This window comes from Paenibacillus sp. P4_E11 (assembly GCF_056401635.1).
The window spans coordinates 23,569-48,830 of record NZ_JBFUIX010000053.1; the positions used below are offsets into that span (position 1 = coordinate 23,569).

The window sequence follows — 25,262 nt, forward strand, 5'->3', positions numbered from 1 at the left end:
TGGACAATATAGGTATAGAAAATGGTCCAAGGAGCAGGTGAGTCGTTTGTCGACGCGACAGCAAGTCATGAAAGGTTCCGATTTTTTTCGCAGTGAGCTAGCGATTTATGTCAATCGTGCAGAGGAAAGCTTCGAGAGCAGCTTCCATGCTCATGATTTTATTGAGATCACATACGTTTCGGAGGGAAGCGGGTATCATCATATCGGTGATCAGGTGCAGGCGGTATGCAAGGGTGATTTGTTCGTGCTTCCGGTAGGTGTGCCCCATGTGTTTCGTCCGGCTTCAGCGCACCCTAATCAGCGACTCGTTGTGTATAATATTATCTTCACAGAAAGCTTGTTCGAGCATTTGAGAGATCAGGTAATGGTGGACTTGGATGTGAGTTCGCTGTTGAAGCTGCGGCCAGGGGACAACGACCATGGATATTGGATACGGGATCGCGAGCTTGCATGTGAGCCGTTGTTTCTTGCGATGCACGAAGAATATTCGACCCAGCGCAGCGGGAGAATCGCCGTACTATACGGGCATCTCATACAATTGCTTGTTTTGCTACACAGGAAAACCACGCAACCCAACACCCGAACGTTCGAAACCGATGACCCGATCGGTGATGCGATTGAGTTCATTCGTTCCCATGCGAATGAAGGGCTGACGTTGCGAAGCATGGCGGATATGGGCAGAATGAGCGAGCGGCACTTCTTCCGTCTGTTCAAGCAACGAACGGGGCAGACGTTTCATGAGTTTGTGCAGCATGCTCGGGTTCGGACGGCATGTGAACTGCTGCAATGCACCGCGCACAAGATCAGTTTGATCTCAGAAACTGTCGGATATTCGGATATGGAGAGCTTCTACCGTGTATTCAAGCGCATCGTAGGCATGACGCCGGGTGAGTATCGCAAGCGCTCGGATTAGTAGGGACTAGGAGGGTGGGTAACACAACACGACAACAAGCTCCTCGCTCGATTCGCCTCTGTTCCACGTCATCGACTCCAGCCCAGCGGGTATAAACAACGTTTCCCCTTGTGTCAGCTCCATGATGCCTTCTTCGTATGTCAGTGTTCCGGTGCCCGATACAATAATGGCCGTAACAAATTGATCCTGCTTGGCATATTCGTAGACGCCTGCAACGTTCAATCGACTCATGCGGAAGCGGTCCGTGTGACAGGCTTGAATCAAGCTGGTTTCATACCCGCCCTCTGACTCAGCCGATACCTCAGGCTCCACTTTCCAACGTTGCAGGGCCCCCTCCATATCGGTAGATTCATAATGAAAGCATTGCAGCATGCGATCGAACCCGATCCCTTGATGACAGGCTTGATCCCGGAGTGCAACTCCCCTTGGGGTCGTCCGTTCGGTGCGTAAGGTAAGGTCGGTCGGCTCTTGAATCTCGATCAGCAAGCAGCCACTTCCGATGGCATGAGGCAATCCACCTGTGATGAGAAACACGTCGCCTTCCTGTACAGCAATTTTATGTAAGGACCCAATCATGCCCTCGATATTCTGCTCTTCAAACAACTGACGCCACGATGCTTCAGTTACTCCACTTTTGAACCCTAACAACACATAGGGCGCTTCTCCATTGATTGATCTGCCACCGAGAATATACCAGGCTTCCGTCTTGCCGAATCGAGAGTTGAATTCTCGCATCGCAAACTCCCGGTCAGGATGTACTTGAATCGTCAGTCTTTCACAGGAATCCAGTACTTTGACGAGCAGGGCAGGGCTAGACGCATAACGCTCAGCATGAAGCTTGCCCAGGAACAGGACCGGGTCTGATTCGATAAGCTCTTTTAGGGTGTAGCCCGCGTTATCCAACAAGCCTGGCAGGATCACCTTGCTTAACCCTTCCACAGGCAAATGTTCGCGTCCCACATTAACAGCTTGGACAGTAGAAGCGACCCATAACTCAGGATATTCGCTGTCCTGTGGATGGTCGCTATTCCGCCATGTGTCAAGACTTTTTCCTCCGCTGTACGTGCGCCATACTCGATCGTCGATCAGCTTGAGCGGCATTTTGCTAAGACGGAATGCAATATTCTCCATTGTCGGCCTCCGTGCTTCCATAGGAATGGGTTATTAAACCCATTGTACCAGTAATTATCCCCCACATACACTTGGAGGGTAAAGGAAAGAAGCACAAAAGAGGGAGTGAGCAGGAGAGTGGTGAAGCGAAGCGTCCGCCTTTGAAATCGATTCCTAACAACGACAATATTCAATCAAAGGAATCGATTTCAACAGCGGTCGGAACCTCGTGTTCACTCCCTCCCACGCGCCAACATGAACTTTACGCTCCAAAGACCTAACCAAATGACCAAACTCTAGTTATCGATGTTTAATCTGAGTTATATAAGCCATACTTGAAACCTAATATAATGAATTCATGCAAAGCGCTTTCAACCGATTCATCAAAAAAGTTCCAACAACTAGAGGGGGACAATGGGAGCATGAACAAATCGTTTAAACGATGGCTGGGTGCAGGTATGGTAACCGTTGTGGCAGCGAGCGTATTGGCTGGCTGCGGAGACAACACGAAGTCGACAGACAACAAACAACAAGGAGCAGGTTCATCCGATCAACCGTTCAAAGGGAAAAGCATTTCGATCGTTCTGGCGAACCATCCATGGGGCGACACACTCAAGACGTTAATTCCTGAGTTCGAAGCGAAGACGGGTATGAAAGTAAACGTGGAAAGCTTCTTCGAGGATCAACTCGATCAGAAGCTTGCCGTACAACTGACAGCGGGATCGACAACGCCTGATGTGATGATGTACCGCCCGTTGCAGCAAACGAAGTTGTTCGCTAAGAACGGCTGGGTCCAAGAGCTGGACAGTTTTGTAACCAAGGATGCGGCTTACGACTTCAATGATTTTGCCAAATCGGCTGTAGGCTCGACTATGGCTAACAACAAGCTGTACGGGATTCCGATCATTACCGAACGCGAAATCCTCTACTATCGCAAAGACATCCTGGAGAAAGCGGGCATTTCCGTACCGAAAACATTGGACGAGCTTGTAGCAGCGGCCAAGAAGCTGCACGATCCCAAAGGGGAGTTTTACGGATTCGCGGCTCGCGGTCAACGCTCTCCACTGATCAGCCAAGTGTCTTCCTACTTGTATTCAGAAGGAGGAGACTGGATGAAGGACGGCAAGGTGGCAACGGTCAATACGCCGCAAGCGGTCAAGGCATTTACAACATACGGTACGCTGCTGAAAGACTACGGCCCTCCGGGCGTGCTGAACATGTCCTGGCCGCAAGCGCTAGGTGTGCTTGCCCAAGGCAAAGTCGCCTTCATAACAGACGCAGATTCGGTCTACACGAACGCCGTCGATCCAGAGAAATCGAAAGTAGCGGACCAAATCGGATACGCGCAGTTCCCGGCTGGCGCTGCAGGCTCCAAACCGACGAACGTGTCCACATGGGCGCTCGCGATTAACACCAAGACAGCCAACAAAGATGCAGCATGGGAATTCATTCAATGGGCCACCAACAAGGAGAACACATTGAAGTTGCAGCAAAAAGGGAATCCGTCCGCACGGAATTCCGTATACGAGAATCCAGAAGGAGCCAAAGGGTTCCCGCCACAGTTGTATGAAGTCATGAAGTCTTCGATGAAAGTCGGCGTAGCGTATGACCGTCCTACTGTTATCAGTGTTGGGGAAGCGCGTGACGCGATTGGTGAAATTGTGCAAAAGGTCATTACCGGTGATACGAACATTCAAGCAGTGGCTGATAAGGCGAATGCGGCCTTCCAAGCCATTATCGACAAGGATAATAAATAAACACACAGTTCTGAACGGGAAAGGGTCATTCAGTGACCCTTTTCTTCCTTTCATGACATGCAATCAACCATTCCTAACTACGGAAGAAAAGGGGGAAACTCATGAATTACAGTTGGATTGATCGGAATATCAAATGGGTGTACACGCTGCCAGCGCTTCTATTCGTTGTGTTGATGATGGCGTTCCCTATTATATATACGGTGCGCCTTAGCTTCTACGAATGGGGTATGTCTTCGACTAGTCCTCCGACTTGGGTGGGCTTGGACAACTATATAACGTTAATCAAGGATTCGAGATTTTGGCACGCGGTCAAATCGACCTTTTATTTCACCAGTGTATCCCTCGTCGTTGAGGTCGTGCTGGGGATCGCCATTGCCGTGCTGCTGAACCGAACCTTCAGAGGGAAAAATTTCGTGAAGACCGTATTCCTGCTGCCGATGGTGGCCACTCCAGTCGCGATGGGTTTGGTGTGGACATTAATCTACGAACCTAGCATAGGCGTGGCGAATATTTTCCTGAAGGCGCTAGGCTTCGAACCCCAGTTGTGGCTGGCATCGCCTACGCAGGTCATACCGTCTCTGATTATTATCGATGTATGGCAGTGGACACCGATGATCTCTCTCATCATTATGGCGGGGTTGGCGACATTGCCGCATGATCCTTACGAGGCGGCTGACGTTGATGGAGCAAGCAGTTGGAGAAAATTCATCTCGATTACACTGCCCCTGCTCAAACCGACGATCATCGTCACAACGATGCTCAGACTCATCGACGTTCTGAAGACGTTCGACATCATATATGCCACGACTCAAGGTGGACCAAGCTTCGCCTCGGAGACGCTCAATCTGTTCGGGTACGTACTTGGTTTCCAATACTTTAAGCTTGGGTTGGCATCTGCCTTATTAGTCTTATTCTTCCTCATTGTGATGGGCTTTACGTTATTTATGCTATGGATGAAAAAACGAACGGAGGCCGCGTGATGAAGCAAAAAAGAAGAACGACAATCATACTGGCGCTGCTTACGTTTATAGTTCTGGTCGTCTTTGCTTTTCCATTCGTTTGGATGCTGCTGGCCTCGTTCAAAAATCAGGCACAGATCATGTCGACGGATCAGTTTTTTATTTTCAAGCCAACTGGGAAAAACTATTCCAGTGTATTTAAAGAATACGATTTCCTTAAATTCATTATTAATAGCTTCGTGGTTGCCGTGGGCGCGACGTTCTTCTCCCTCATTCTGGGCTTGCCAGCTGCCTATGCGATTGCCCGGCACCGTCTGCAGAAGCTGGGGGTTGTCATTCTGATCGCTCGGATTATTCCTGGGATTACGTTCTTAATTCCATGGTTCATTATATTTACGAAGATGAATCTGGTCGATTCGTATGTATCCCTGATATTAAGCCATATGCTCGTCAGCATGCCGTTCATTATCTGGATTATGATCTCTTTCTTCGAACAATTGCCATACGAGATAGAAGAAGCAGGCCTGATCGACGGTTGTACGCGGCACCAAGTATTCACGCGCATCATCTTGCCTATATCCGGTGCGGGTGTAATCACATCGTCGCTGCTGTCGTTTATTTTCTCATGGAACAACTTCATGTTCTCGATCATTATAGCCGGTGATAAAACCAAAACGCTTCCGGTTGCGGTGTTCAACTTCATGTCCTACTCCGAAATCAACTGGGGTGCCCTGATGGCGGCAGCTTGCATCATTACCCTGCCCGTTCTCGTTATTGCCTTGCTGGCACAACGTTATGTCGTTAGCGGTATGGCTGTTGGCGCGGTGAAGKGGTAACCGTTACTTACATGAACGAATACATCTTGAGGGAGGCGTGCAGGAATGATTACATTTGATAACACGAGAAGCTTGGACTTGATCGGCATCGGTCGATTGTGCATCGATCTGAACGCGAATGAAATTAATCGTCCGATGGAGGAGACGAGCACATTCACCAAGTATGTTGGAGGGTCGCCTGCGAACATTACAATTGCTGCCGCTCGGCTGGGGCTAAAGACTGGCTTCATCGGACGGGTGTCGGACGATCAGTTCGGCCGATTCATCATGCAGTACCTGGAGAAGGAGAAGATCGACACGTCCCGCATCGTGACGGACAAGCCTGGAAGTGTAACAGGTCTGGCTTTCACAGAGATCAAATCGCCGACCGATTGCAGCATCCTAATGTATCGGGACAACGTTGCGGACTTGAATCTGGAGCCGGATGACGTGCAGGAATTTTACATTAAACAGGCCAAAGCGTTGCTAATATCCGGCACCGCGCTAGCTCGCAGCCCATCCCGCGAAGCGGTGTTCAAGGCGGTGGAATTGGCCCGCAAGCACAATGTCGTTCTTGTGTTCGATATTGATTATAGACCTTACACGTGGAACTCCAAAGACGAGGTATATACGTATAACCGGCTTGTTGCGGAGAAATGCGATATTATTTTGGCGGGTCGGGAGGAATTCGATCTCGTCGTGCCGGGATGGACAACGGATGGTACTCATGATGACTTTGCTACAGCGAAGCAATGGTTCCAACACGAAGCGAAGCTTGTTGTCGTGAAGCATGGCAGCAAAGGCTCCATCGCCTTCACCCGGGACGGCAGCGTATATGAAGCTGGTGTCTTCCCAACCCAAGTTGTGAAGACGTTCGGCGCTGGCGATTCCTTCGCCGGAGCATTCATTTACAGCTTGATGCAAGGCCGGTCCGTGGAACAGTGTCTGGCGTTCGGCAGCGCTTCGGCTTCGATCGTCGTGGCTAGCCACAGCTGTTCGGATGCGATGCCGACCGTAGAGCAGATCCAGGAAGTTATCGACCGCGGTAGATAAGGCTGAACATTAGAGGGGGAGCAACACATGTTGGTGGGGTTGAAACAAATCGTAACGGATGCGGCGGAGCGGGATTATGCCGTTGCCGCATTCAACGTCTTCGGGTATGAGGATGCCATATCGGTTGTCCGCGCGGCGGAGGAGCTGCGCTCGCCAGTCATCTTGGCTGCCAACATCGTGGCGGTTACCCATACGCCATTGCCGATATTAGCGGCTGTTATGCGCTTGGCCGCGGAAGAAGTAACCGTGCCGGTATGCGTTCACTTGGATCATGGCAAGGACTTCAACTATATCATGCAAGCGATCCGTCATGGCTTCACTTCGGTTATGTATGATGGTTCACAGCTGCCGTTCGATGAGAATGTGAACCGCACGAAGGAGATCGCCCATGCGGCACATGCATTCGGCGTAAGCGTAGAAGCAGAGATTGGATCGGTTGGGTACAGTGATCCCACGATTAAGATGAAGCATGAGACGTCCGATCCGGATGAAGTGTTGGCCTTTGTCGAACAGACGGGGATTGATGCGGTCGCAGTATCGGTTGGAACGCTGCATCGCATGGAAAGCCAAGGGGCGAACATCGATTTCGATCTGCTTACAACGATACAGAACAAGCTCTCAACGCCGCTTGTTATTCACGGTGCAACTGGTGTGCCAGATGACCAGTTGCAGCGGCTCGTCTCCCATCGCGTAGGGAAGATCAACATTGGAACAGCGCTCCGGATGGCATTCGGCCAGTCACTTCGACAGGCCATACAAGAGCAGCCGGACGAATTCGACCGAATTAAGCTGTTCCAGCAGCCGATGCAGGTTGTTAAGGAAACGGCCATGAACAAGATGAAACTACTAGGATCCATGGGGAGGGCTTAATCATGTCACAATCAGCTCCATTACTATCGAACTTTATCGGCGGCAAGTGGGTCCCAGCTCGAGTGGATCGGCAGGAAGCCGTTCCAAACCCGGCTACGGGAGAGACGATTGCCTATGTTCCGCTGTCTTCCGCTCAAGATGTTCAAGATGCTGTTGTTGCAGCGAAAGCGGCTTTCCAGGAGTGGAAAAGAGTCCCTGTTCCGCGCCGGGGCCGTGTGCTGTTCAAATACCAACAACTGTTAGTCGAACATTGGGACGAGCTAGCCCGTCTCATCACGAAGGAGAACGGCAAGAGCTATGGTGAAGCGCACGGCGAAGTGTTGCGCGGCATCGAGTGCGTGGAGTTCGCCGCCGGCATTCCAACGCTGATGATGGGCAGCGTGCTTCCGGACATCGCAACCGGACTTGAATCCGCGATGTACCGGTATCCGATCGGCGTAGTCGGCGGTATTACCCCGTTCAATTTCCCGATGATGGTGCCATGCTGGATGTTCCCATTGGCCATCGCTTGCGGGAATACGTTCGTACTGAAGCCGTCAGAAAGGACCCCGCTTCTTGCGAACCGTCTAACAGAATTGTTCGCTGAAGCCGGATTGCCGGCCGGTGTACTAAATATTGTCCACGGCGCGCACGATGTCGTGAACGAAATCTTGACGAACGAAGGCATTAAAGCCGTGTCCTTCGTCGGCTCCCAGCCTGTCGCTGAGTACGTATACAAGACCGCAGCGGCTAATGGGAAGCGGGTGCAAGCACTGGCCGGAGCGAAGAATCACTCCATCGTCATGCCGGATGCTGATCTGGCGCTGACAGTCAAAGAAATAACGAACGCTGCATTCGGTTCGGCTGGAGAGCGCTGTATGGCCGCTTCCGTTGTCGTAACTGTGGGCGACATCGGCGATGCCCTCGTTCAAGCTCTGCAGGAGTCGGCAGACAAGATCGTGATCGGCAATGGACTTGAGGAGAATGTCTTCCTGGGACCGGTCATTCGGGAATCCCACAAACAACGCACGGTTTCGTACATTGAGAAAGGCAAGGAAGAAGGAGCCGAACTAGTCGTGGACGGCAGAGAAAGTCAAGCCGTAAGCGGTGACGGATATTTCATCGGCCCGACGATCTTCGATCAAGTGACGAAGGATATGTCGATCTGGAAGGACGAGATCTTCGCCCCAGTCTTGTCGATCATTCGCGTCAACACACTGGATGAGGCAATCGCCGTCACCAATGAATCGGAATTCGCCAACGGAGCTTGCCTCTACACGAATGACTCAAGAGCCATTCGCCAATTCCGCGATACGATTGATGCTGGTATGCTTGGCGTCAACGTTGGGGTTCCTGCTCCGATGGCGTTCTTCCCATTCTCGGGCTACAAGAAATCGTTCTACGGCGACCTTCACGCGAATGGCAAAGACGGCGTCGAATTTTATACCCGCAAAAAAATGATCGTCATTCGATAACATTCCAAAAAATAAAGGGGACCAATCAAATGAACTTATTTGACCTGACGGGCAAGAAAGCGATCGTAACCGGAGGCAGTCAAGGGTTGGGACGCGGTATGGCAACTGGATTGCACAATGCCGGTGCGGAAGTCGTCATTATCGACATTTCCGACAAGGCGCTGGAAACAGCAGAGCAATTAAGCCAAGAAGGCGCTAAAGTCTATGCGGTGAAAGGGAATCTGATGGATCGGACTGATCTGGAGCGTGCTTTCCGTGAGGCCGTGCAGCTATTAGGCGGGAAATTGGACATTCTAGTGAATAACGCAGGTACGCATGACCGTAGAGCAGCTCTTGAGCTGCCGGTCGAGAGCTGGGATCGTGTGTTAGAATTGAACATTACCGCCGTCTTCCAGCTGTGCAAGCTGGCAGGTGAAGTCATGACCCAGCAAGGCAACGGGAAAATTATTAGTACAGCCTCCATGCTCAGTTTCATTGGCGGCTTCAATGCGACAGCCTATGCAGTCAGCAAAGGCGGTATCGCGCAGTTGACCAAGTCGTTATCCAATGAGTGGGCGGGTAAGAACATTCAGGTCAACGCGATTGCACCGGGGTATATGGCAACAGAGATGAATACCGATCTGATGGCCGATACTGTCCGCATGCCGCAAGTATCCGCTCGGATTCCAGCGGGACGGTGGGGAACCCCAGAGGATTTGGAAGGTGTCGTGGTGTTCCTGGCGTCCGATGCTTCCAACTACATCACGGGTGCCGTCATTCCAGTAGATGGCGGGTATTTGGTCCGCTAACATTCGCTATGTCGAACGGTTATCATGTACGATTGATCGCTGGTCACATTACATGTCACAGGCAGATGTGTCGGGGCTTCCATGCCGCTCCGATGCATCCGCTTTTTTTCATACAGGTTGGTGAGAGACGGGAAGGTGCGCTATGCTGTTCAAACCGGGTATTTTTCGCAAAATAGTTATGCTGCTGATCCTGCTCCTCGTCCCGATTATGCTGATGTATACCGTTTCGTACCGGATCAGTACCAACGTGGTGCAGAAGGAGCTTCGTACGTCGAATCTCGATCAATTGTCGTTTTTCCTGCACCAAATCGATAGCAACATTCAACAGCTGGCTATGTTCCCGACGATCATGAGCAATGATCCATACATCCGCGAGTTTATTAACCCGCCAGAATCGCTGGATTTGCTGAATGCCCAGTCTCGACTCTCCCAGAAGCTGAGCTTGCAAAGTGTCGCGAATAGCTGGAGCAACAAAGTGACCGTGTTGATTCCGCCGCAGAAGCGGTTTGTATCCTCCGACATCTTCCTAACACAAGAAGACCGTATGTTCACAGGGCCTATGTACAAAAGGTGGACCTATTTACAAGAATCGAGCATCTATTCAGGACAATCCTACTTTCTTCAGGAGATCGGAGATCCTGTTAATGAATCGATGAGGGAGCGGACAGATACTGTATTCCAAGTGCAATTCAGCAGTGAGAATATTACGAATATGCTAGACGTCTACAAGCGGGGACACAATAACAATCCGTTGCTCTTCCATCCCAAGTATGATCCGATCTTGAATAGTACGGCATCACGCCCTCTTGTCCAGCAGGTGTTGCTCAATCTGCGTTCTGAAGAGTTAGGTGCCACGGGGCAAAAAGTGATGACGCTGGATAGTCGTTCCTATCTAGTCAGTTATGCACAGTCGAAGCAGTTGGATTGGTATTTGGTCGACTATGTGCCTGTGCAGGATATACTTGCCCCGATTCGTACAAGCTGCAACTATTTTTACTTGTTCATAGGGGTACTGCTTATTCTGGGTGTTATTTCTAGCTTTTGGCTCTATCGCAATGTGCAAATTCCGGTCAGTGAACTGATGCAAGGGGTTAATCGAATCAAGCGAGGCGACTTCTCAGCAAGAGTCCAGTACCGGGCGAATAATGAATTTGATTTCGTCATTCATCATTTCAATCAAATGACTGAGCAGATCCAGATCCTGATCGAAGATGTGTATGCCGAGAAGTTAAGGTCGCGGGAAGCGACACTCAAACAATTGCAGTCCCAGATCAATCCGCATTTTCTGTACAACTCCTTGTTTTTCATTATTAATTCTGCTCTGATGGATGACCGGGATTCTGTCGTGCAGATGTCGCAAAATTTAGCATCGTTTTTCCGCTATGCGACGCGGTTGGAAAATCAGACAGCGACTGTGCGCGAAGAACTGGATATGGTACAGCATTATTTGGTCATCCAGAACCTAAGGAATGAACGGCTGCAATTCGAGATTGACGTGCCTGCGGAGATGATGGACTTGGAGATCCCACGCCTCATTCTTCAGCCGATTGTGGAGAATGCGCTCGTTCATGGTATTGATCGCAGTGAGCATAACGGCTTCATCCGGATTGAAGGGGAATCCGATGAGGATCACCACCGTCTGATCGTGGAGGACAATGGTGCCGGAATAACGGCTGAACAGATCAAAGCGCTGCATAGACGCTTATCCCTACCCATGTCAGAGGAGATCGGTACAGGTACTTGGAACGTAAATCGCAGGCTGCAGTATTTGTTCGGTGAAGGATCAGGGCTGACATTCGAGCAGGCGCCAGGAGGTCGCACAAGAGCAATTCTGACGTGGAATCGGAACAAACCATAACAATGCGAGAATGGAGGAGACTACATTGCAACTGCTTATTACGGACGACGAAGCTCACGTGGTGGAGAGACTGAGTACCGGAATCGATTGGAAGGCGATTGGGATTGATCAAGTACACAAAGCCGGTTCGGCCAAAGAAGCGCTTGAATTGCTTCGTCAATTCTCGATCGACATCGTCATCACGGATATCCAGATGCCGGTCATGAACGGACTCCAGCTCGTCGCAGAAATCCGCAAGCGCTGGACGAGAACGAAATGCATCCTGCTGTCTGGCTACAGCGACTTCGGCTATGCGAAGGAGGCGATCCATCACCAGACGGAAGAATATTTGATCAAGCCGGTCACCGATGAAGAATTGATTGGGACGGTCGTTCGTACGATGGACAAGCTGAAGCAGGAGTGGGAGGAAGTGTTGTCTCGGCAAAATCTGTCTCACACGCTGCAGGAAAACCTTCCCCTGCTGAAAGGAAACTTATTGAACGAGTTGCTACAGGGGCGCAAATTCCCTGCTTCTTCCTTGCTGGACAAGACGCAAATGCTAGGTATTCCGGATCTGGTCGAACAACCGATCGCTCTTTTGGTCGTTCGACTGGAAGATCCGTTTGTCGAGCTTGATTTTCGCAGCCTCTCCCTTATGGAGTACGCAGTTGGGAACATGGTCGAGGAGCTGATGGGGCAGCAGTTCGTAGTCTGGCATACGAAGGATTCCCATGATTATCTCGTCTTCTTGCTCTCTCCCCGAGAGCTAGTCGATTCCGATGCCAACGAACGTAATCGGCTGTTCGAACGTGCCGCTTCGCAGCTGCAGGATGCGGTACGTACTTATTTGAAAGGGACCATCTCGGTACTGGTCAGCGGTTGGGGGACATTTCCCGGAGACAGTTCTTCCTTGTACAACAGCTCCATCTCTGCATTCCGCAAACGGATTGGCGGCGAGAAAGAGCTGTTCGTTCGCGTTCAAGACGATCTGATCCAGATGGAAGTCAAGTCACTGCAGCACTTGTACGAGCCTCCGGGTCTAATTCCCTTGCTCGAAGCAGGCAGATGGGACATGGCCGAGGAGAAACTCAACCAAATTTTCAAAGAGCTTCAGGACAAGTGGGGCGGATCCCATGAGCATATGCTGGAAGTGTATTTTCACATCTCATCGGCCTATATATTTATTATTCATAAGAACGGTCATCAATTGTCACAGCTGCTGGATGATGATTTCGACATGCTGCTGGAACGTGCTCCGTTTCGGTCGGTTAACCTGCTTCATGAGTGGTCCTTGCGCATTCTGCAGCGCTTGGTTGCGGATACGGTTCGGGAGAGCCGGGATACTAGAACGACGATCATCAAGGAGATCCGCAACTTCATTGACCAGAATCTAGCGGACGACGTATCGTTGCAAGCGATTGCCAACCATGTGTACCTGCACCCGACTTACATTTCGAAAATTTACAAAACGGAAACAGGCGACAACCTGAGTGATTACGTGAATAAGGTGCGAATGGAGCGAGCGGAGTATCTATTGAAAATTGGCCATGAGAAAATCTATGAGATTGCCGCCAAGCTCGGCTACCAACGGCCCCATTCGTTCAATCACGCCTTCAAAAAGGTTCATGGGCTAATACCTCAGGAATATCGCGATCAGTATTCTTGACTATATAATCCAAGCACTTAGTCACGACGGGCATCACTTCCTGGAACAAAAGCTGGTACGATTAGAAAGAAGACATGCTTGTTTTTGTCGACCATTTCTATTCAGGGAGTGACTGCCAATGTTTCCTGCTCAAACGAAACCATTAGTGAAAGGTGTTGCCTACCACGGAAACCGGATGCTTAGGCATGTGGAAACGGATATGCGCGACATCGTCAACCATCATTTCAACTTGGTCGTGCACATGTTGTCGCACACCGATTGGGATCGTCACCGCCATGTGATGAAAGAAATCATACAGATTACGGAAGGACATGGGCTGGACGTATGGGTAGACAACTGGGGTCTCGGTGGGCCTCCAGGCGACAAATCCCATTTCCTAGGCTATTACCCGGATAGCCATCAAGTGTATTCAGATGGTTCGGTTGATCCCGTACGGGCTTGCCTGAACAGTCCGCACTTTCGCAGCTTCACGAAGGAATGGATAGATGTTGTTCAGGATATCGGTGGGAAAAGTATATTTTGGGATGAGCCGCATTTGGCTGCCAAATCGATGGAGAATGGAAAACCCAAAGTGTGGACATGTTTCTGCGATCGGTGCCAAGCCTTATTCCGCGAGCGTTATGAGAAGCCAATGCCGGACGTGTTCGATGAGCAAGTGGAAGAGTTCCGCATCTGGTCGGTTGTCGATTATTTCCGCGAGGTCACGGGCTACAGTCAGAAGAAGGAGCTGGAGAACATCGTCTGCGTCATGTTGGGCGGTTCTTACGGTATCAATCTCGATTCCATCGAGGCGATCTGTAGTCTGGACTCTCTTGGTAATATAGGATCAGACCCGTACTGGAGCAGCATCAAGGATCAACATCCGTATGATTTCGTGTATGAAGCAACCAAGCGTAATCTGGAAGTTTGCCAGAAGTTCAATAAGGATCATAACATCTGGATTCAAGGGTACCAAACTCAGAAGGGGCGCGAAGAAGAGATCATTTGGGCGACGGATGCCGCCTATGATGCAGGAGCTCGCACCATTCTGGTGTGGGGATTTCGTGGTTCTGAATCGAATGACTATCGAGCTGTCTATCCGGATATGACTTGGAACGCCATTGGGGAAGCGATGCGACGAATATCCGATAGGCACCGTGATGAGATTCGACAGTCCAGGCTTGGTGGGTTGAAGTAATCTAAAAAGTACGCCCCTCTCTTTACTTGGAGAGGGGCGTACTTTTTATTTCGAAGAACGTTTCCTTCGTTAACAGCCGATCTCTCGCAGCAACTGAGTACCTTCGCGAAGCTTGGACAGCTCCGTGCCGGGAGCGTATTCCAGAATAAGCTGGCAACTGGGGGCGTCGCGGAGCGCATCCCAGATTGGCGCCAAATCGATGGTCCCTTCGCCGATCGGCAGGTGTTCGTCGGCACTTCCGGAATTGTCGTGAAGATGAACGCAGCCGAGCCTTGGCGCCGTTTGCCGGATCAAGGCCGGAATATCCCAGCCGTTAATGTGAGCGTGTCCGGTGTCCACCAAATAGACGGCTGCTTCATCCAATCGTTCGACGAAGCGTACGTATTCCTCTTGGCTGAAGAGGGAGCTTCCGTGGTAACCGACATTTTCGATTGCAAGCTGGATGCCAAGCGGCGCTGCGATGCGGCACAGCTGGTTGACTGCCTCCTCCGCCCGAAGCGCGGCGGTTTGCTTGTCAAACGCGGGTGAGAAGCAGAAGCCGGGATGGATGACGACATGTGTCGCCCCGATTCGATGTGCAAACTCGATCGACTTGCGGTACTCCCCGAACGAAGCGTCGCGTATCGCCCGGTTCTCGCTCGTCAAGTTCGTATCCCACGCCGGCGGATGCACGGTGTATGACGCCTTTGTGCCGATTAAATACGGAACAAGCCTCGCCGATGTCCCTTCCATATTGTCCCACGATTTGCCGTCCAGCAGCAATTCGATATGCGTCGTTCCTTCTCCCAATAGCTTTTCCACATTGATTTCCGCTTGTCCGCCCAATAACAGCAAATCCGAATAGCTGATCATTCGCTCCATTGTGTAGTTCCTCCGTCTCCAACCCGATATGATCGCCGAATAGACGATGCCAAGTTTATCCTAAGTCCGATCACGACGGGATGCAATTGACACTTTTTCGTATTTTGTACAGTTCTTTGGAGAAAGCCAGTTTCTACCCGATCATGCCTCGAAATGGCTATTTGGGCAAGGGCCGGATTCGGCGGGATTAGAGGTGAATCGGTGCCTTCAACAAGCCGAATGTGGCGTTATTTCTTGCGGCGAGAGAGTTGCCATTTGTTACGAATGTGTTCTAACGTTACGATCGACCCGACAGTTGCAAGGTATCGTGGAAGGTGTGTATAGGGGAGTTCCGTTTGACAGCTTATACTGTGGGGGAAGTATCGGTACAGGAGGCTTGCCAATATGATAGGGTCTCCCTAACCAGATCATGGAGGGATCGAACATTAGTCAAAATCAGGAAAAGCTCACTCGAAGAAAGCTACTTGCCGGGTTCGGTGCGGCTGGGGTCGTTTTGGCATCGCAAAGCTTGTTGGTCGGCGGTCTGTATGGTTCGGCGAAGGCTCAAACATCCGTGTCAGACAATGTATACGGCGACAATAAGGAGAAAGAGATTAAAGCAAAACCATCTGTACATATCGATTGGATTAACGTAAAAGATTATGGAGTGAAAGGTGATGGCGTCAAAGACGATTACACTTCAATGGATACAATCATTCGGCAGCTCGATTCGGTTGAAGGTGCGACGCTTTATTTTCCAGAAGGGACTTATCGAATCGGTGCGAACTTGACGTTCCCGCCTTCGGTTCGGTTACTGTTCGATCAAGGGGCGATGCTGGCTCCGGGATCAGGGGTAGCCTTGATGCTGAATGGGCCTATAGAGGCTGCGTTGTCTCAAATTTTCACAGGCAATGGAGACATTGGCGGAACTTTTGGCGCCCGCGACCTATATCCACAGTGGTGGGGAGCCAAAGGTGATGGGGTCGCAGACGACACGCAAGCGTTTCAACGGGTGCTGAATCTGAGTAAAACGAATAGCGGAATCACCGTTGTTGTTCCGAAAGGCATATACACAGTGACCAAGATCCTGCTGATTTACGGCAATACCCGATTGTCGCTAAATCACAATGCGGTTATGAAACGGTTTCACGATGACAGCTTCTTCCTCAATGGGGACTATGGAGCCCAGTATGATCGTTACGAAGGCCAAGGCAATATCATCATCGAAGGCGGTATGCTGGATGGGAATATCATTCAGTATCCCGACGCGTTTAATGGGATCAATATAGCCCATGCGAACAATGTGACGATCCGCGATATAACGATTAAGGACATTTCTTGGGCTCACGCTATCGATATCAATGCAAGCAGCAATGTGCTTGTGCACAACTGCAAGTTTCTCGGGTACAAAAATGCCGCCGACGGCTCGCGTTACTTCTCGGAAGCCATTCAAATCGACGCGATGACAAAGCTGGGTTTCACTGCTTTCGGCAAATATGACGGCACTCCAAGCCGAAACATTACCGTACGGGACTGCTACTTTGGTCCAAGCGGAACGGAGGGAACGGCCGCCTGGCCTGCGGGAGTAGGGACTCATGGCGCGATTCACGACGTATGGGCGCATAACATTAAGATCGTTAACAATACATTCGACGGGCTGACGTATTGGGCGATCCGGTTATTCAAGTGGAACGACTGTATTGTCCAAGGCAATACGATGCTGCGCTGCGGCGGAGGGATTACAGTAAGCACGCCAAGTCCGAACAGCGAATCAACAAAGGACAAGGACGGGATTCAGCGCGTTACATCGCAAGCAGGAAGTCGGATCATGATTTCCGATAATTTGATTACTGGGACGACGCAGTTCGCCGCAATAAGTTGTTATGGTGCGGTTCAGGTGTTCGCGCAAGAGATTGCAATTACCAATAATATCGTTCGCGATGTATTCACTGATAAGACGGCCATTACAACGTCATGGTGTAAAAATGTTCAACTGCAAGGGAACATCGTAACCAATGTAAGACGCGGTATTTATACCGAGAATACACTGGATTGCCATGTGGCGGATAACCGGATCGAAGTCGCGAGTGCGGATGGCATTTGGCTGGCCAAAGGATCCAATATGTCCGTTCACGGGAACGATATTAAAAATTGCGGCTCGTACGGGATTCTATTGAACGAAATCACCGGTATCACCATCCATCACAATGTCATGGATTCCGTCAGCGCCGGCGAAGCCAACCGTTATGACGGCATTATGCTGAGCAGCAAAGTGGAGAACGGATCCATTCACAACAACACCGTAAGAAAGGCGGTTAACGGAAACCCGAACCGTTATGGGATCCAGATTACGGCCAGCTGCAAAAATATAGATACGTTCAACAATATAGTTGAGGGTGTCTCCGGTAATTACCGCAACAGTTCAACAACATCTTCCGACTCCTATTGCCTGTACTCTCCGAACGGCTCCTGCTTTAAGGTGTCGGTGGATGATGCCGGTTCGCTAACGACAAGAAAGATCCAATGAAGTTCATGTGACGGATGAGAAGGGGAAATAACAATGATCGGAAAACAGTTCAAAAGCCTTGTTATAGTGGCTGCGGCGTGCGCCGTATTAGCAGGATGCTCCGGTAAAAAGGAGCAAGCGGATCCTGCGGGGGCAAGCAATCAAGTTGTAAGTCAGGAACCGGTTACCGTCACGCTCGGCGTACGGCCCGGGTATTTGTCGGATGAAGAGATTGAGCGATATTTCGTGGAACCGACGAAGAAGAAATACCCCCATATTACAATTCAAAAAATCGTTCTCGACGATAAAGTGAACTCGTTCGACAATTTAGTTGTGCGGAGCGAGGTACCGGATATTATCGTACATACGTCCTTACTTCTCGGGGATATGAAACGATTAGGACTGGAACAAGATTTGAGCGAATGGATCCAAAAGAGCAAACTGGATACCGGCCGCTTCAATCCCGCAACGCTTGAGGCAGTCAAGCTGGCCAGCGAGAAGGATGCTCTGATCGCGATCCCGTACACCTACCTGTATAACTCTTTGTACTACAACAAAGATATTTTCGATAAATTCGGTGTTTCTTATCCGAAGGACGGCATGACCTGGCCGGAGGTGACGGAGCTCGCCAAAAAATTGACGCGATTTGAAGACGGCGAGCAGTACAGGGGGCTGGAACCCGATTCCGTCTATCGGGCAGGCTCGCAGCTCGGACTTCCTTTGATTGATCCGAAGACGTTCAAATCGATCGGCAATACGGATAACTGGAAAAAAGTTGTTGAGATGGTAAAGGGAATTTATGAAATTCCCGGCAACGGCAACATTCAAACGTTCACCAGCGGTATGAAAGCTTTTACCAAGGATCGTAAGCTGGCCATGCTTGCGAGCGTGAACCCGCTGGCCGACTTTGCGCAGGTGAAGAACGAATTTACCAATTGGGATCTCGTTTCTTATCCCACTTGGCCGGAATTGCCTGGAGTCGGAACGCAGTTCGATCTTCATCTGATGATTATTCCGTCCACGAGCTTGCATAAAGATGCGGYGATTCAAGTGGCGAGTGTCGTCGTATCGGACGAAGTACAGCTGGATATGGCTCACAATGGCAAGCTTTCCGTGCTGAAAGACAAGAAATTCCAGAATGAATTCGGCAAGAAAATGGATCACGTGCAGGGGAAAAATGTGCAGGCTATCTTCAAAACGACTCCGGCGAAGCCGTTTCCGCCAACGGTATACGGCAGCAAGTCTTTTAACGAGATAACCAAAGTGATGACCACGGTCGTAAAAAACAAGGTGGATATCAATACCGCGCTCCGCAATTACGATGAATTGATGGATAAATATATCGAGGCAAATAAACCGAAATAACCTACTACTATTTACTACAGCTAACGGGAGGATTAATAAGGATGAAGAACAAGTGGATTTCTTTGCTCGCAGCAAGCTTATTGACAACGACGATATTGGCAGGGTGCGGAGGAGCAGGCGACAAGGCCGCTTCAGGGGGCCAAAGTCAGCCATCGAACAAGGAAGTGAAGAAACCGGATCCGGTAACGATCACGATCGGGATCAGAGCGACGGGCTATTTGACCGATGAGGAAATTCAGCGCTACATCGTTCAGCCGGTAGGCAAGAAATATCCGCACATCACGATCAACCGGATCGTGTTGGACGATAAAGCCAATTCGTTCGAAAATTTGCTGGCCTCAGGTTCGCTGCCGGATATCATTTTCCATACTTCGCTGCTCCTTCCGGATCTGAAAAGGCTGAAAGCCGATCAGGATTTGACCGAATCGATCAATGCGGCGAAAATCGATCTGAACAAATTTAATCCGACGGCGCTCGAGGCGGTCAAAATTACGAGCGAAAACAGCTATTTGATGGGCGTTCCGTATACGATGCATTTTAATGCGCTGTATTACAACAAAGATATTTTCGACAAGTTCGGCGCTCCCTACCCGAAAGACGGCATGACCTGGCAAGAATTGACCGAGCTCGCCAAAAAAGTAACGAGGACGGAAGACGGTGTACAGTACAGGGGATTCGAACCCGATTCTATATACCGGGCAGGCTCGCAGCTCGGGCTGCCGCTAGTAGACCCGAAGACGTTCAAATCGCTCGGCGACACCGCCGAATGGAAGAAAGTCGTGCAAATGGCCAAGGACGTATATGAAATTCCCGGCAACTCGACCATTCAAACGTTCAGCTCGGGCGTCAACGCTTTCGTCAAGGACCGCAAGCTTGCCATGCTCGCGGGCTTGAACTGGCTTCCGAACCTCGCCGAAGTGAAGGACCTGTTCCCGAATTGGGATCTGGCCTCCTACCCGACATGGCCGGAAAAGCCGGGCGTCGGCACCCAGATCGACCTTCACGTCATGGTCGTGCCTAGTAGTAGCAAGAATAAGGAAGCGGCCGTTCAGGTCATCGACACGGTCGTATCCGAGGAAGTTCAGCTTGATATGGCCCGCAACGGAAGGGTTTCCGTGTTGAAGGACAAGAAGTATCAGGACGAGTTCGGTAAAAACCTCGATTTCCTGAAAGGGAAAAACGTCCAGGCGATATTCAAGTCCGCGCCGACCAAGCCGTTCCCATCCACGGTCCATGCCAATAAAGCATTTAACGAGATTACGAAGGTCATGACCCAGGTTGTCAAAAACAGAGTGGATGTGAATACCGCTATGCGCAGTTACGACGAGCTGATGGATAAATATATTGCGGGTCAAGGCAAATGAGTTTGCACAACTCTGGTATAATGCTAGAATAGATAGCGGGAATTGTCGAACGGAAGCGGGGGGAGAATCATGGGTCAGGCCAAAAAGTGGATCTTGGCGACAGCAGTGTTGCTAATTGTTGCTTGCTCGCTCGTATGGATCGGCAGCAATCACACGAATAAGGCGGACACGGCCGAAGGGCCGCCCCTTCTGCTTCCGCAAGGCATGCCGATTATGAGCAAGCCGGTGGAGCTGACGTTTCTGACCGGCAAATCGGCTACCAGTGCCTCCAATTGGAACGAAGTGCTGCTCTGGAAGCATTACGCCAAGATGACCAACATAAACATACGGTTTCAGCTTGTTCCCTTCGAAAGTTTGGGAAAGGCAAGAAGGATGGCGCTGGCTACCGGAGATTACCCGGATGTTTTCTATGCAGCCCGGTTGACCGCTTCCGAGCTGATGAAATACGGAAAAGACGGAGTACTGATCGGGCTGAACGACATGATCGATAAGTACGCCCCGAATATCAAGCGTTTGTTGGACCATTATCCGGACTTACGGAACGCCTTGACGATGCCGGATGGCAATATCTACTCGATCCCTTCGTATTACGATCCGGAATTTTTGTCCATGCTGATCGGAACTCCGCTGTGGATCCATAAGGACTGGCTTGAAGCGCTGCATTTGTCCGAGCCGCAAACAACTGACGAATGGTATGCCTACTTGAAGGCGGTGAAGAACGGCGACCCGAACGGGAACGGAACCGCGGACGAAGTTCCCTTCGGGAGCATCGGAATCAACGTGCTGATCCATCAGTTGAAGGGGGCGTGGGGGCTTGGCAACCGTGGGCTGGCCAATACGTTTGTGGATTGGGACGAATCGGCGGGGCGTCTCCGATTCATTCCCACCGATCCCGCATACAAAGAGGTTCTCGAGTACATACATAAGCTTTATGCCGAAGGGCTGATCGAGAAAGACATCTTTACGATCGGAAGCAGCGAGTTTTATGCTAAAGGGGCACAGGGCTTATACGGTTCCATGGTCATACCGAATCCGGTTACGTTGATGAAGCAGACCGGTTACGTCGGAACGCCCGCCCTGCAAGGACCGCACGGCGATAGACTGTATTCCCACGTGAAAGCCCCGCTTGTCCACGTAGGCGCCTTCGCGATTACTAGCAAAAACAAGCATCCCGAAGCAACGCTCAGATGGATCGATTATTTGTTCGGCGAGGAAGGCAGCAAGCTGTTCTTTATGGGAGTTCCGCCCGTAAGCTATGAAGAGACGGAGGACGGGGAACTCCGGTATGTGGAGAAGATTACCAACAATCCGGATGGTCTGACGATGGAGCAGGCGCTGACACCGTATGTGACTTGGCTCGGCGGAAGCTATCCGGGCTATGTGCGGCTGCCGCTGTTCAACGGCTCGGAAAGCTTGCCCCAATCGCTCGAGGCCGCCAGTAAAGTGAAGCCCTACGCAGTCAAGGAAATATGGCCTCCGTTTAACTTCACTCCGGGGAGTCTCGGAACGGAAATTTTCTCGTATATCCAGGATATGCAAGCCAAATTCATTACCGGAGAGGTACCTTTCGCAGACTGGGACAAGTACGTCGGCGGTCTGAAGATGATCGGACTCGACAAATATATGGAAATGTACAATGACGCTTTTCAGGACTATTTGAAGAGCAAGTAAAACCGAAACTAAGAAAAACCGTCCGGTTCCCGGACGGCCCTTGGTCGTTGCTATCAGTTTGGCGCATGGGGAGGGGCAGGCAGAGGGGTTACGACCGCTGTTGAAATCTTGTGCTTTGGATTGGAATGGGTAAAGGGTAGCACAATCTTTCAAAGGCGGACACTTCGCTTCTCCACTCCCTCTACCTGCCCTTCTTTGAGCTACTTTCGATCAAGACGTTACTTTCTCCGCACGCTCCGACATCCCATATGTTGTAATCAGAATCAGTAATTTGAAACATTCAGGCTGTTAGTCGATTCTATCGACGAGTTAACCTATCCAACCTACCGTTTCAGACTCCTTCCCAGCCATGATAACCGAACTTCCCTGCTCCCAGGCCATATCAGTTGAAAATGGATAAACCCCAAAAACTTATAAATTCTTATATGTTGAGAATAGCCGGACTACGCCTGCAGTCCGACCTTGCTTTCGAGTGCCGACCTCTTGCGGTAGTCTCCGGGAGTAAGGCCGGTTATTTTTTTGAACATCCGGATGAATGACGTGACGTTGCGGTAGCCGATTCTTTCGCCAATATCCTGAATGCTGAGGCTCGTTGTATGCAGCATCTCTTTCGCTCGGCGAATGCGCACGTTGTTCAGATGATCGCTGAAGTTCGTTCCCGTTTTTTCTTTGATATAGGCGGACAAGTAGTTGCTGGACATGTTCATGCGATCGGCTACCGAATCAAGCGACAAGTCCTCGGCATAATGCGTCTCCAAATAATCGGCCAAAAACTCGACAACGGGATCCTTCTCGTCGCGTTTTTTTTTGATAGAATCGGCCGCTACCGAGACGAAGCGGTCGAAAAACTGTTTGTAGTCATCGAGTGTGAAACATTCCTCCAGATCTGTCAGCATCCCGTTTAATTGCTCCGATCTATCCAGATCCACATTTGCCTTTTCCGTAGTTTTAAGTATTTTAGAAGTTGCACCATTGGCAAAGTCGCGGAATTGGATGCGGAACGCTTCTTTTCTGTGCATATGCTCCAGCATCCGATGGATCAGTTGGCCGCATGCCGCCCCATTGCCCTCCTGCATATTGACATAGAACTCCTGCTCCTGCTCTGCCGTAAACACGAAATGATTCGCGTTGAGAGCATCCTCCCATACAACCTGCATCTCATCCCGAAGCCCGGCCCGCTTCACGCGGTCCGAAGCCTGCATGTAAGCACGGTTAAAATCCGATCCGGCGCTAAAAACCGAGCTCACCGCCACCGTAACGAGATAATGGTCCTTATCCCTGTCGAAAATCGGTTTCAGTACGGCCAGCGTCTCCTCAAGCTTCTGATGCGGCTCTTCCCCATAAACGACTGATACGAGTTGATTGCTCTCGGTTTGCAAAGTCCGTGAATGTTCGAACCGGTTCGACATCATCAAATCTACGCATTCGCGCGCGGCGTAAGTCAACCGTTCCGCCTTTAAATGCATGGCATGGAGCAGCGTATGGCGGAAGCTCAATTGAAACAGGACGATCCGGAACGGAGGCGTGTTCGCAATCGCCTCTTTCCACTCGCTGGAGCCTGCTCCAGTTGCGATCATTTTCAGATTGCTTATATATCCGAAATCGGTGAGCAGCGACGTTTTGTTCTGCAGGTCGTCGTGAATGTCGTTCCGCTCCTGAATGAGCTCCCTCGATATTTCGTTGATCAGCGTAAACTCATATATGCTGCTCTGCAAGACTTCGGGACTCCGGTGTCTCAGGGAGGCGATAATCTGCTTCACCGGGGCATTGATTTTCCGGCTGAACACGACGGATGCCGTTGCCGCAATCATAACGGACAGGATGAACAGGACAAGCAGCGTCCATTTCAGTTTGTAGATTTGCGCTGCAATTGTCGAGTACGGAACCGACGTCATATACGTCAAGTTCGATTCTCGGCTCTTCTTGTAAAAGTAATAAGTATCATCGCTCGCAACGTAGTCCTTGTCCACCGTGGGAATAAGCCGCTTGCCCGCCCCCGCGGGACCCGAGGAATCGAACAGAACGGTTCCGTCCTGATGGAGAATCGTAAAGGCCGGACTATCGTTGCTGTAGAACGATTCGAAGAGCTGCTGCGCATCGAGTAGACCGATGATGAGATGATTGTAGCCGGGCAGCTTGACGGTCATCGGAAACAGCTGCTTGCTCTGTTTATCCGAAGAAACGACGGAAAAAAAACGGCTCGGATGCARCTCCGACGTATACGGCTGTTTAAATTGCTGCTGCCAGAAGTCGATTCCATATGTCTCGCTGGCATAGAATCGGGAGAACAGTCGGTCGGCGTCGCCGGTACCATTTTTGTCCACCGTAAAAGAAGCCGAATTGTAGAACACGATGATGTTGTCCAAATACAGGAACGGATTATTGACGTCATGTCGGATTTGCTCCATGATATCTGCCGGCTTCAAGTAATTGACCTGGGCCGTTTCCTTCGCAGCAAGCTGTCTGCTGAACGAGTTGACATTCTCGTCCTGATACAGCTTGAATAGCGAGTTTTTGATGATCGACAGATGCTTCTCGTACCGGTCTGCCGTGTTTTCCAAAGCGATCCGGTTATGTTGGATAATTTCCCGCTGAATATTCGTTTTGAAAAAAGTGAATGACAATAAGTTGAAAGAAGCCAGCAGCACGATGATCGCCATAAAGCTGATCATGCTTTTAATAAATAAGGAATTGACGTTGATGGGTATCTTGAACAAGCTGCCGGACCCCTTTAAGGCGATGTATGATCCATAAATTGAACTGCGACTTTCAGTAAAGGCTTCAATTTAGTTGCTCTTATTGTACAGGAAAATCGGGAGATGGAGAACCGCCAAATATCACTTTTACTCTTTCTTAATCTTACAGCTTTTGTACAAGGAAGTGATGCCCATCGGATTGCGTCTAATCGTAGCGTGCAGAATACGCCCGCCCTTCAACTGTTCGTGATATGTTGTCGTACACCGAATGGGATCGTCATCGAACTGTGATGAAAGAAATTATACAGATTACAGAAGGTCACGGGCTGGATGTATGGGTAGACAACTGGGGTCTCGGGGGGCCTCCAGGAGACAAATCCCATTTCCACGGCTAATACCCGGACAGCCATCAGTGTATTCC

The 25,262-nt window shown here is 50.4% G+C and carries 18 protein-coding genes; 15 read left to right on the forward strand and 3 right to left on the reverse strand.

The window, feature by feature from the left end:
• Window positions 1-46: 46 nt before the first annotated feature.
• Window positions 47-913, forward strand: coding sequence for an AraC family transcriptional regulator (locus AC1DWB_RS19690; RefSeq protein ID WP_477542797.1), 867 nt, complete (start codon window positions 47-49; stop codon window positions 911-913).
• A gap of 6 nt (window positions 914-919) precedes the next feature.
• Here AC1DWB_RS19690 and AC1DWB_RS19695 read toward each other — a convergent pair whose 3' ends face one another.
• A complete protein-coding gene (locus AC1DWB_RS19695; RefSeq protein WP_477542798.1) occupies window positions 920-2,044 on the reverse strand; it encodes a type I phosphomannose isomerase catalytic subunit in 1,125 nt (374 codons plus the stop codon).
• Between the two features lie 401 nt (window positions 2,045-2,445).
• Here AC1DWB_RS19695 and AC1DWB_RS19700 point away from each other — a divergent pair, with 401 nt between their 5' ends.
• The 10 genes from AC1DWB_RS19700 to AC1DWB_RS19745 all read left to right on the forward strand — a co-directional run bounded on the left by AC1DWB_RS19700 (window position 2,446) and on the right by AC1DWB_RS19745 (window position 14,399).
• The gene (locus AC1DWB_RS19700; RefSeq protein ID WP_477542799.1) at window positions 2,446-3,780 is read left to right on the forward strand and encodes an ABC transporter substrate-binding protein; all 1,335 of its coding nucleotides are present in this window, start codon (window positions 2,446-2,448) and stop codon (window positions 3,778-3,780) included.
• A gap of 101 nt (window positions 3,781-3,881) precedes the next feature.
• A complete protein-coding gene (locus AC1DWB_RS19705; protein WP_477542800.1) occupies window positions 3,882-4,760 on the forward strand; it encodes a carbohydrate ABC transporter permease in 879 nt (292 codons plus the stop codon).
• On the forward strand, window positions 4,760-5,575 hold the full coding sequence (locus AC1DWB_RS19710) for a carbohydrate ABC transporter permease (RefSeq protein ID WP_477542801.1): 816 nt from the start codon (window positions 4,760-4,762) through the stop codon (window positions 5,573-5,575). Before AC1DWB_RS19705 ends, AC1DWB_RS19710 begins: the two co-directional genes overlap by 1 nt.
• 45 nt (window positions 5,576-5,620) lie before the next feature.
• Entirely contained in the window at window positions 5,621-6,607 is a 987-nt protein-coding gene (gene iolC / locus AC1DWB_RS19715) for a 5-dehydro-2-deoxygluconokinase (protein WP_477542802.1), read from the forward strand.
• Between the two features lie 27 nt (window positions 6,608-6,634).
• The gene (locus tag AC1DWB_RS19720) at window positions 6,635-7,477 is read left to right on the forward strand and encodes a class II fructose-bisphosphate aldolase (protein WP_477542803.1); all 843 of its coding nucleotides are present in this window, start codon (window positions 6,635-6,637) and stop codon (window positions 7,475-7,477) included.
• Window positions 7,478-7,479: 2 nt separating this feature from the next.
• Complete coding sequence (locus AC1DWB_RS19725) at window positions 7,480-8,931, forward strand: CoA-acylating methylmalonate-semialdehyde dehydrogenase (RefSeq protein ID WP_477542804.1); 1,452 nt, start codon at window positions 7,480-7,482, stop codon at window positions 8,929-8,931.
• Between the two features lie 29 nt (window positions 8,932-8,960).
• The gene (locus tag AC1DWB_RS19730) at window positions 8,961-9,719 is read left to right on the forward strand and encodes a glucose 1-dehydrogenase (protein WP_477542805.1); all 759 of its coding nucleotides are present in this window, start codon (window positions 8,961-8,963) and stop codon (window positions 9,717-9,719) included.
• 142 nt (window positions 9,720-9,861) lie between these two features.
• A complete protein-coding gene (locus AC1DWB_RS19735) occupies window positions 9,862-11,577 on the forward strand; it encodes a sensor histidine kinase (protein ID WP_477542806.1) in 1,716 nt (571 codons plus the stop codon).
• A 25-nt stretch (window positions 11,578-11,602) separates the two neighbouring features.
• A complete protein-coding gene (locus AC1DWB_RS19740; RefSeq protein WP_477542807.1) occupies window positions 11,603-13,222 on the forward strand; it encodes a response regulator transcription factor in 1,620 nt (539 codons plus the stop codon).
• A 118-nt stretch (window positions 13,223-13,340) separates the two neighbouring features.
• On the forward strand, window positions 13,341-14,399 hold the full coding sequence (locus tag AC1DWB_RS19745) for a hypothetical protein (protein ID WP_477542808.1): 1,059 nt from the start codon (window positions 13,341-13,343) through the stop codon (window positions 14,397-14,399).
• A gap of 69 nt (window positions 14,400-14,468) precedes the next feature.
• Here the strand turns inward: AC1DWB_RS19745 and AC1DWB_RS19750 are convergent, their stop codons facing one another.
• Window positions 14,469-15,260, reverse strand: coding sequence for a sugar phosphate isomerase/epimerase family protein (locus AC1DWB_RS19750; protein ID WP_477542809.1), 792 nt, complete (start codon window positions 15,258-15,260; stop codon window positions 14,469-14,471).
• A 409-nt stretch (window positions 15,261-15,669) separates the two neighbouring features.
• Here AC1DWB_RS19750 and AC1DWB_RS19755 point away from each other — a divergent pair, with 409 nt between their 5' ends.
• The 4 genes from AC1DWB_RS19755 to AC1DWB_RS19770 all read left to right on the forward strand — a co-directional run bounded on the left by AC1DWB_RS19755 (window position 15,670) and on the right by AC1DWB_RS19770 (window position 22,145).
• Complete coding sequence (locus AC1DWB_RS19755) at window positions 15,670-17,766, forward strand: glycosyl hydrolase family 28-related protein (protein WP_477542810.1); 2,097 nt, start codon at window positions 15,670-15,672, stop codon at window positions 17,764-17,766.
• 33 nt (window positions 17,767-17,799) lie between these two features.
• Window positions 17,800-19,110, forward strand: coding sequence for an ABC transporter substrate-binding protein (locus tag AC1DWB_RS19760; RefSeq protein ID WP_477542811.1), 1,311 nt, complete (start codon window positions 17,800-17,802; stop codon window positions 19,108-19,110).
• 41 nt (window positions 19,111-19,151) lie between these two features.
• On the forward strand, window positions 19,152-20,474 hold the full coding sequence (locus AC1DWB_RS19765; protein WP_477542812.1) for an ABC transporter substrate-binding protein: 1,323 nt from the start codon (window positions 19,152-19,154) through the stop codon (window positions 20,472-20,474).
• Window positions 20,475-20,543: 69 nt separating this feature from the next.
• A complete protein-coding gene (locus tag AC1DWB_RS19770) occupies window positions 20,544-22,145 on the forward strand; it encodes an extracellular solute-binding protein (protein WP_477542813.1) in 1,602 nt (533 codons plus the stop codon).
• Window positions 22,146-22,588: 443 nt separating this feature from the next.
• Here the strand turns inward: AC1DWB_RS19770 and AC1DWB_RS19775 are convergent, their stop codons facing one another.
• Entirely contained in the window at window positions 22,589-24,862 is a 2,274-nt protein-coding gene (locus tag AC1DWB_RS19775; protein ID WP_477542814.1) for a helix-turn-helix domain-containing protein, read from the reverse strand.
• Window positions 24,863-25,262: the final 400 nt, after the last annotated feature.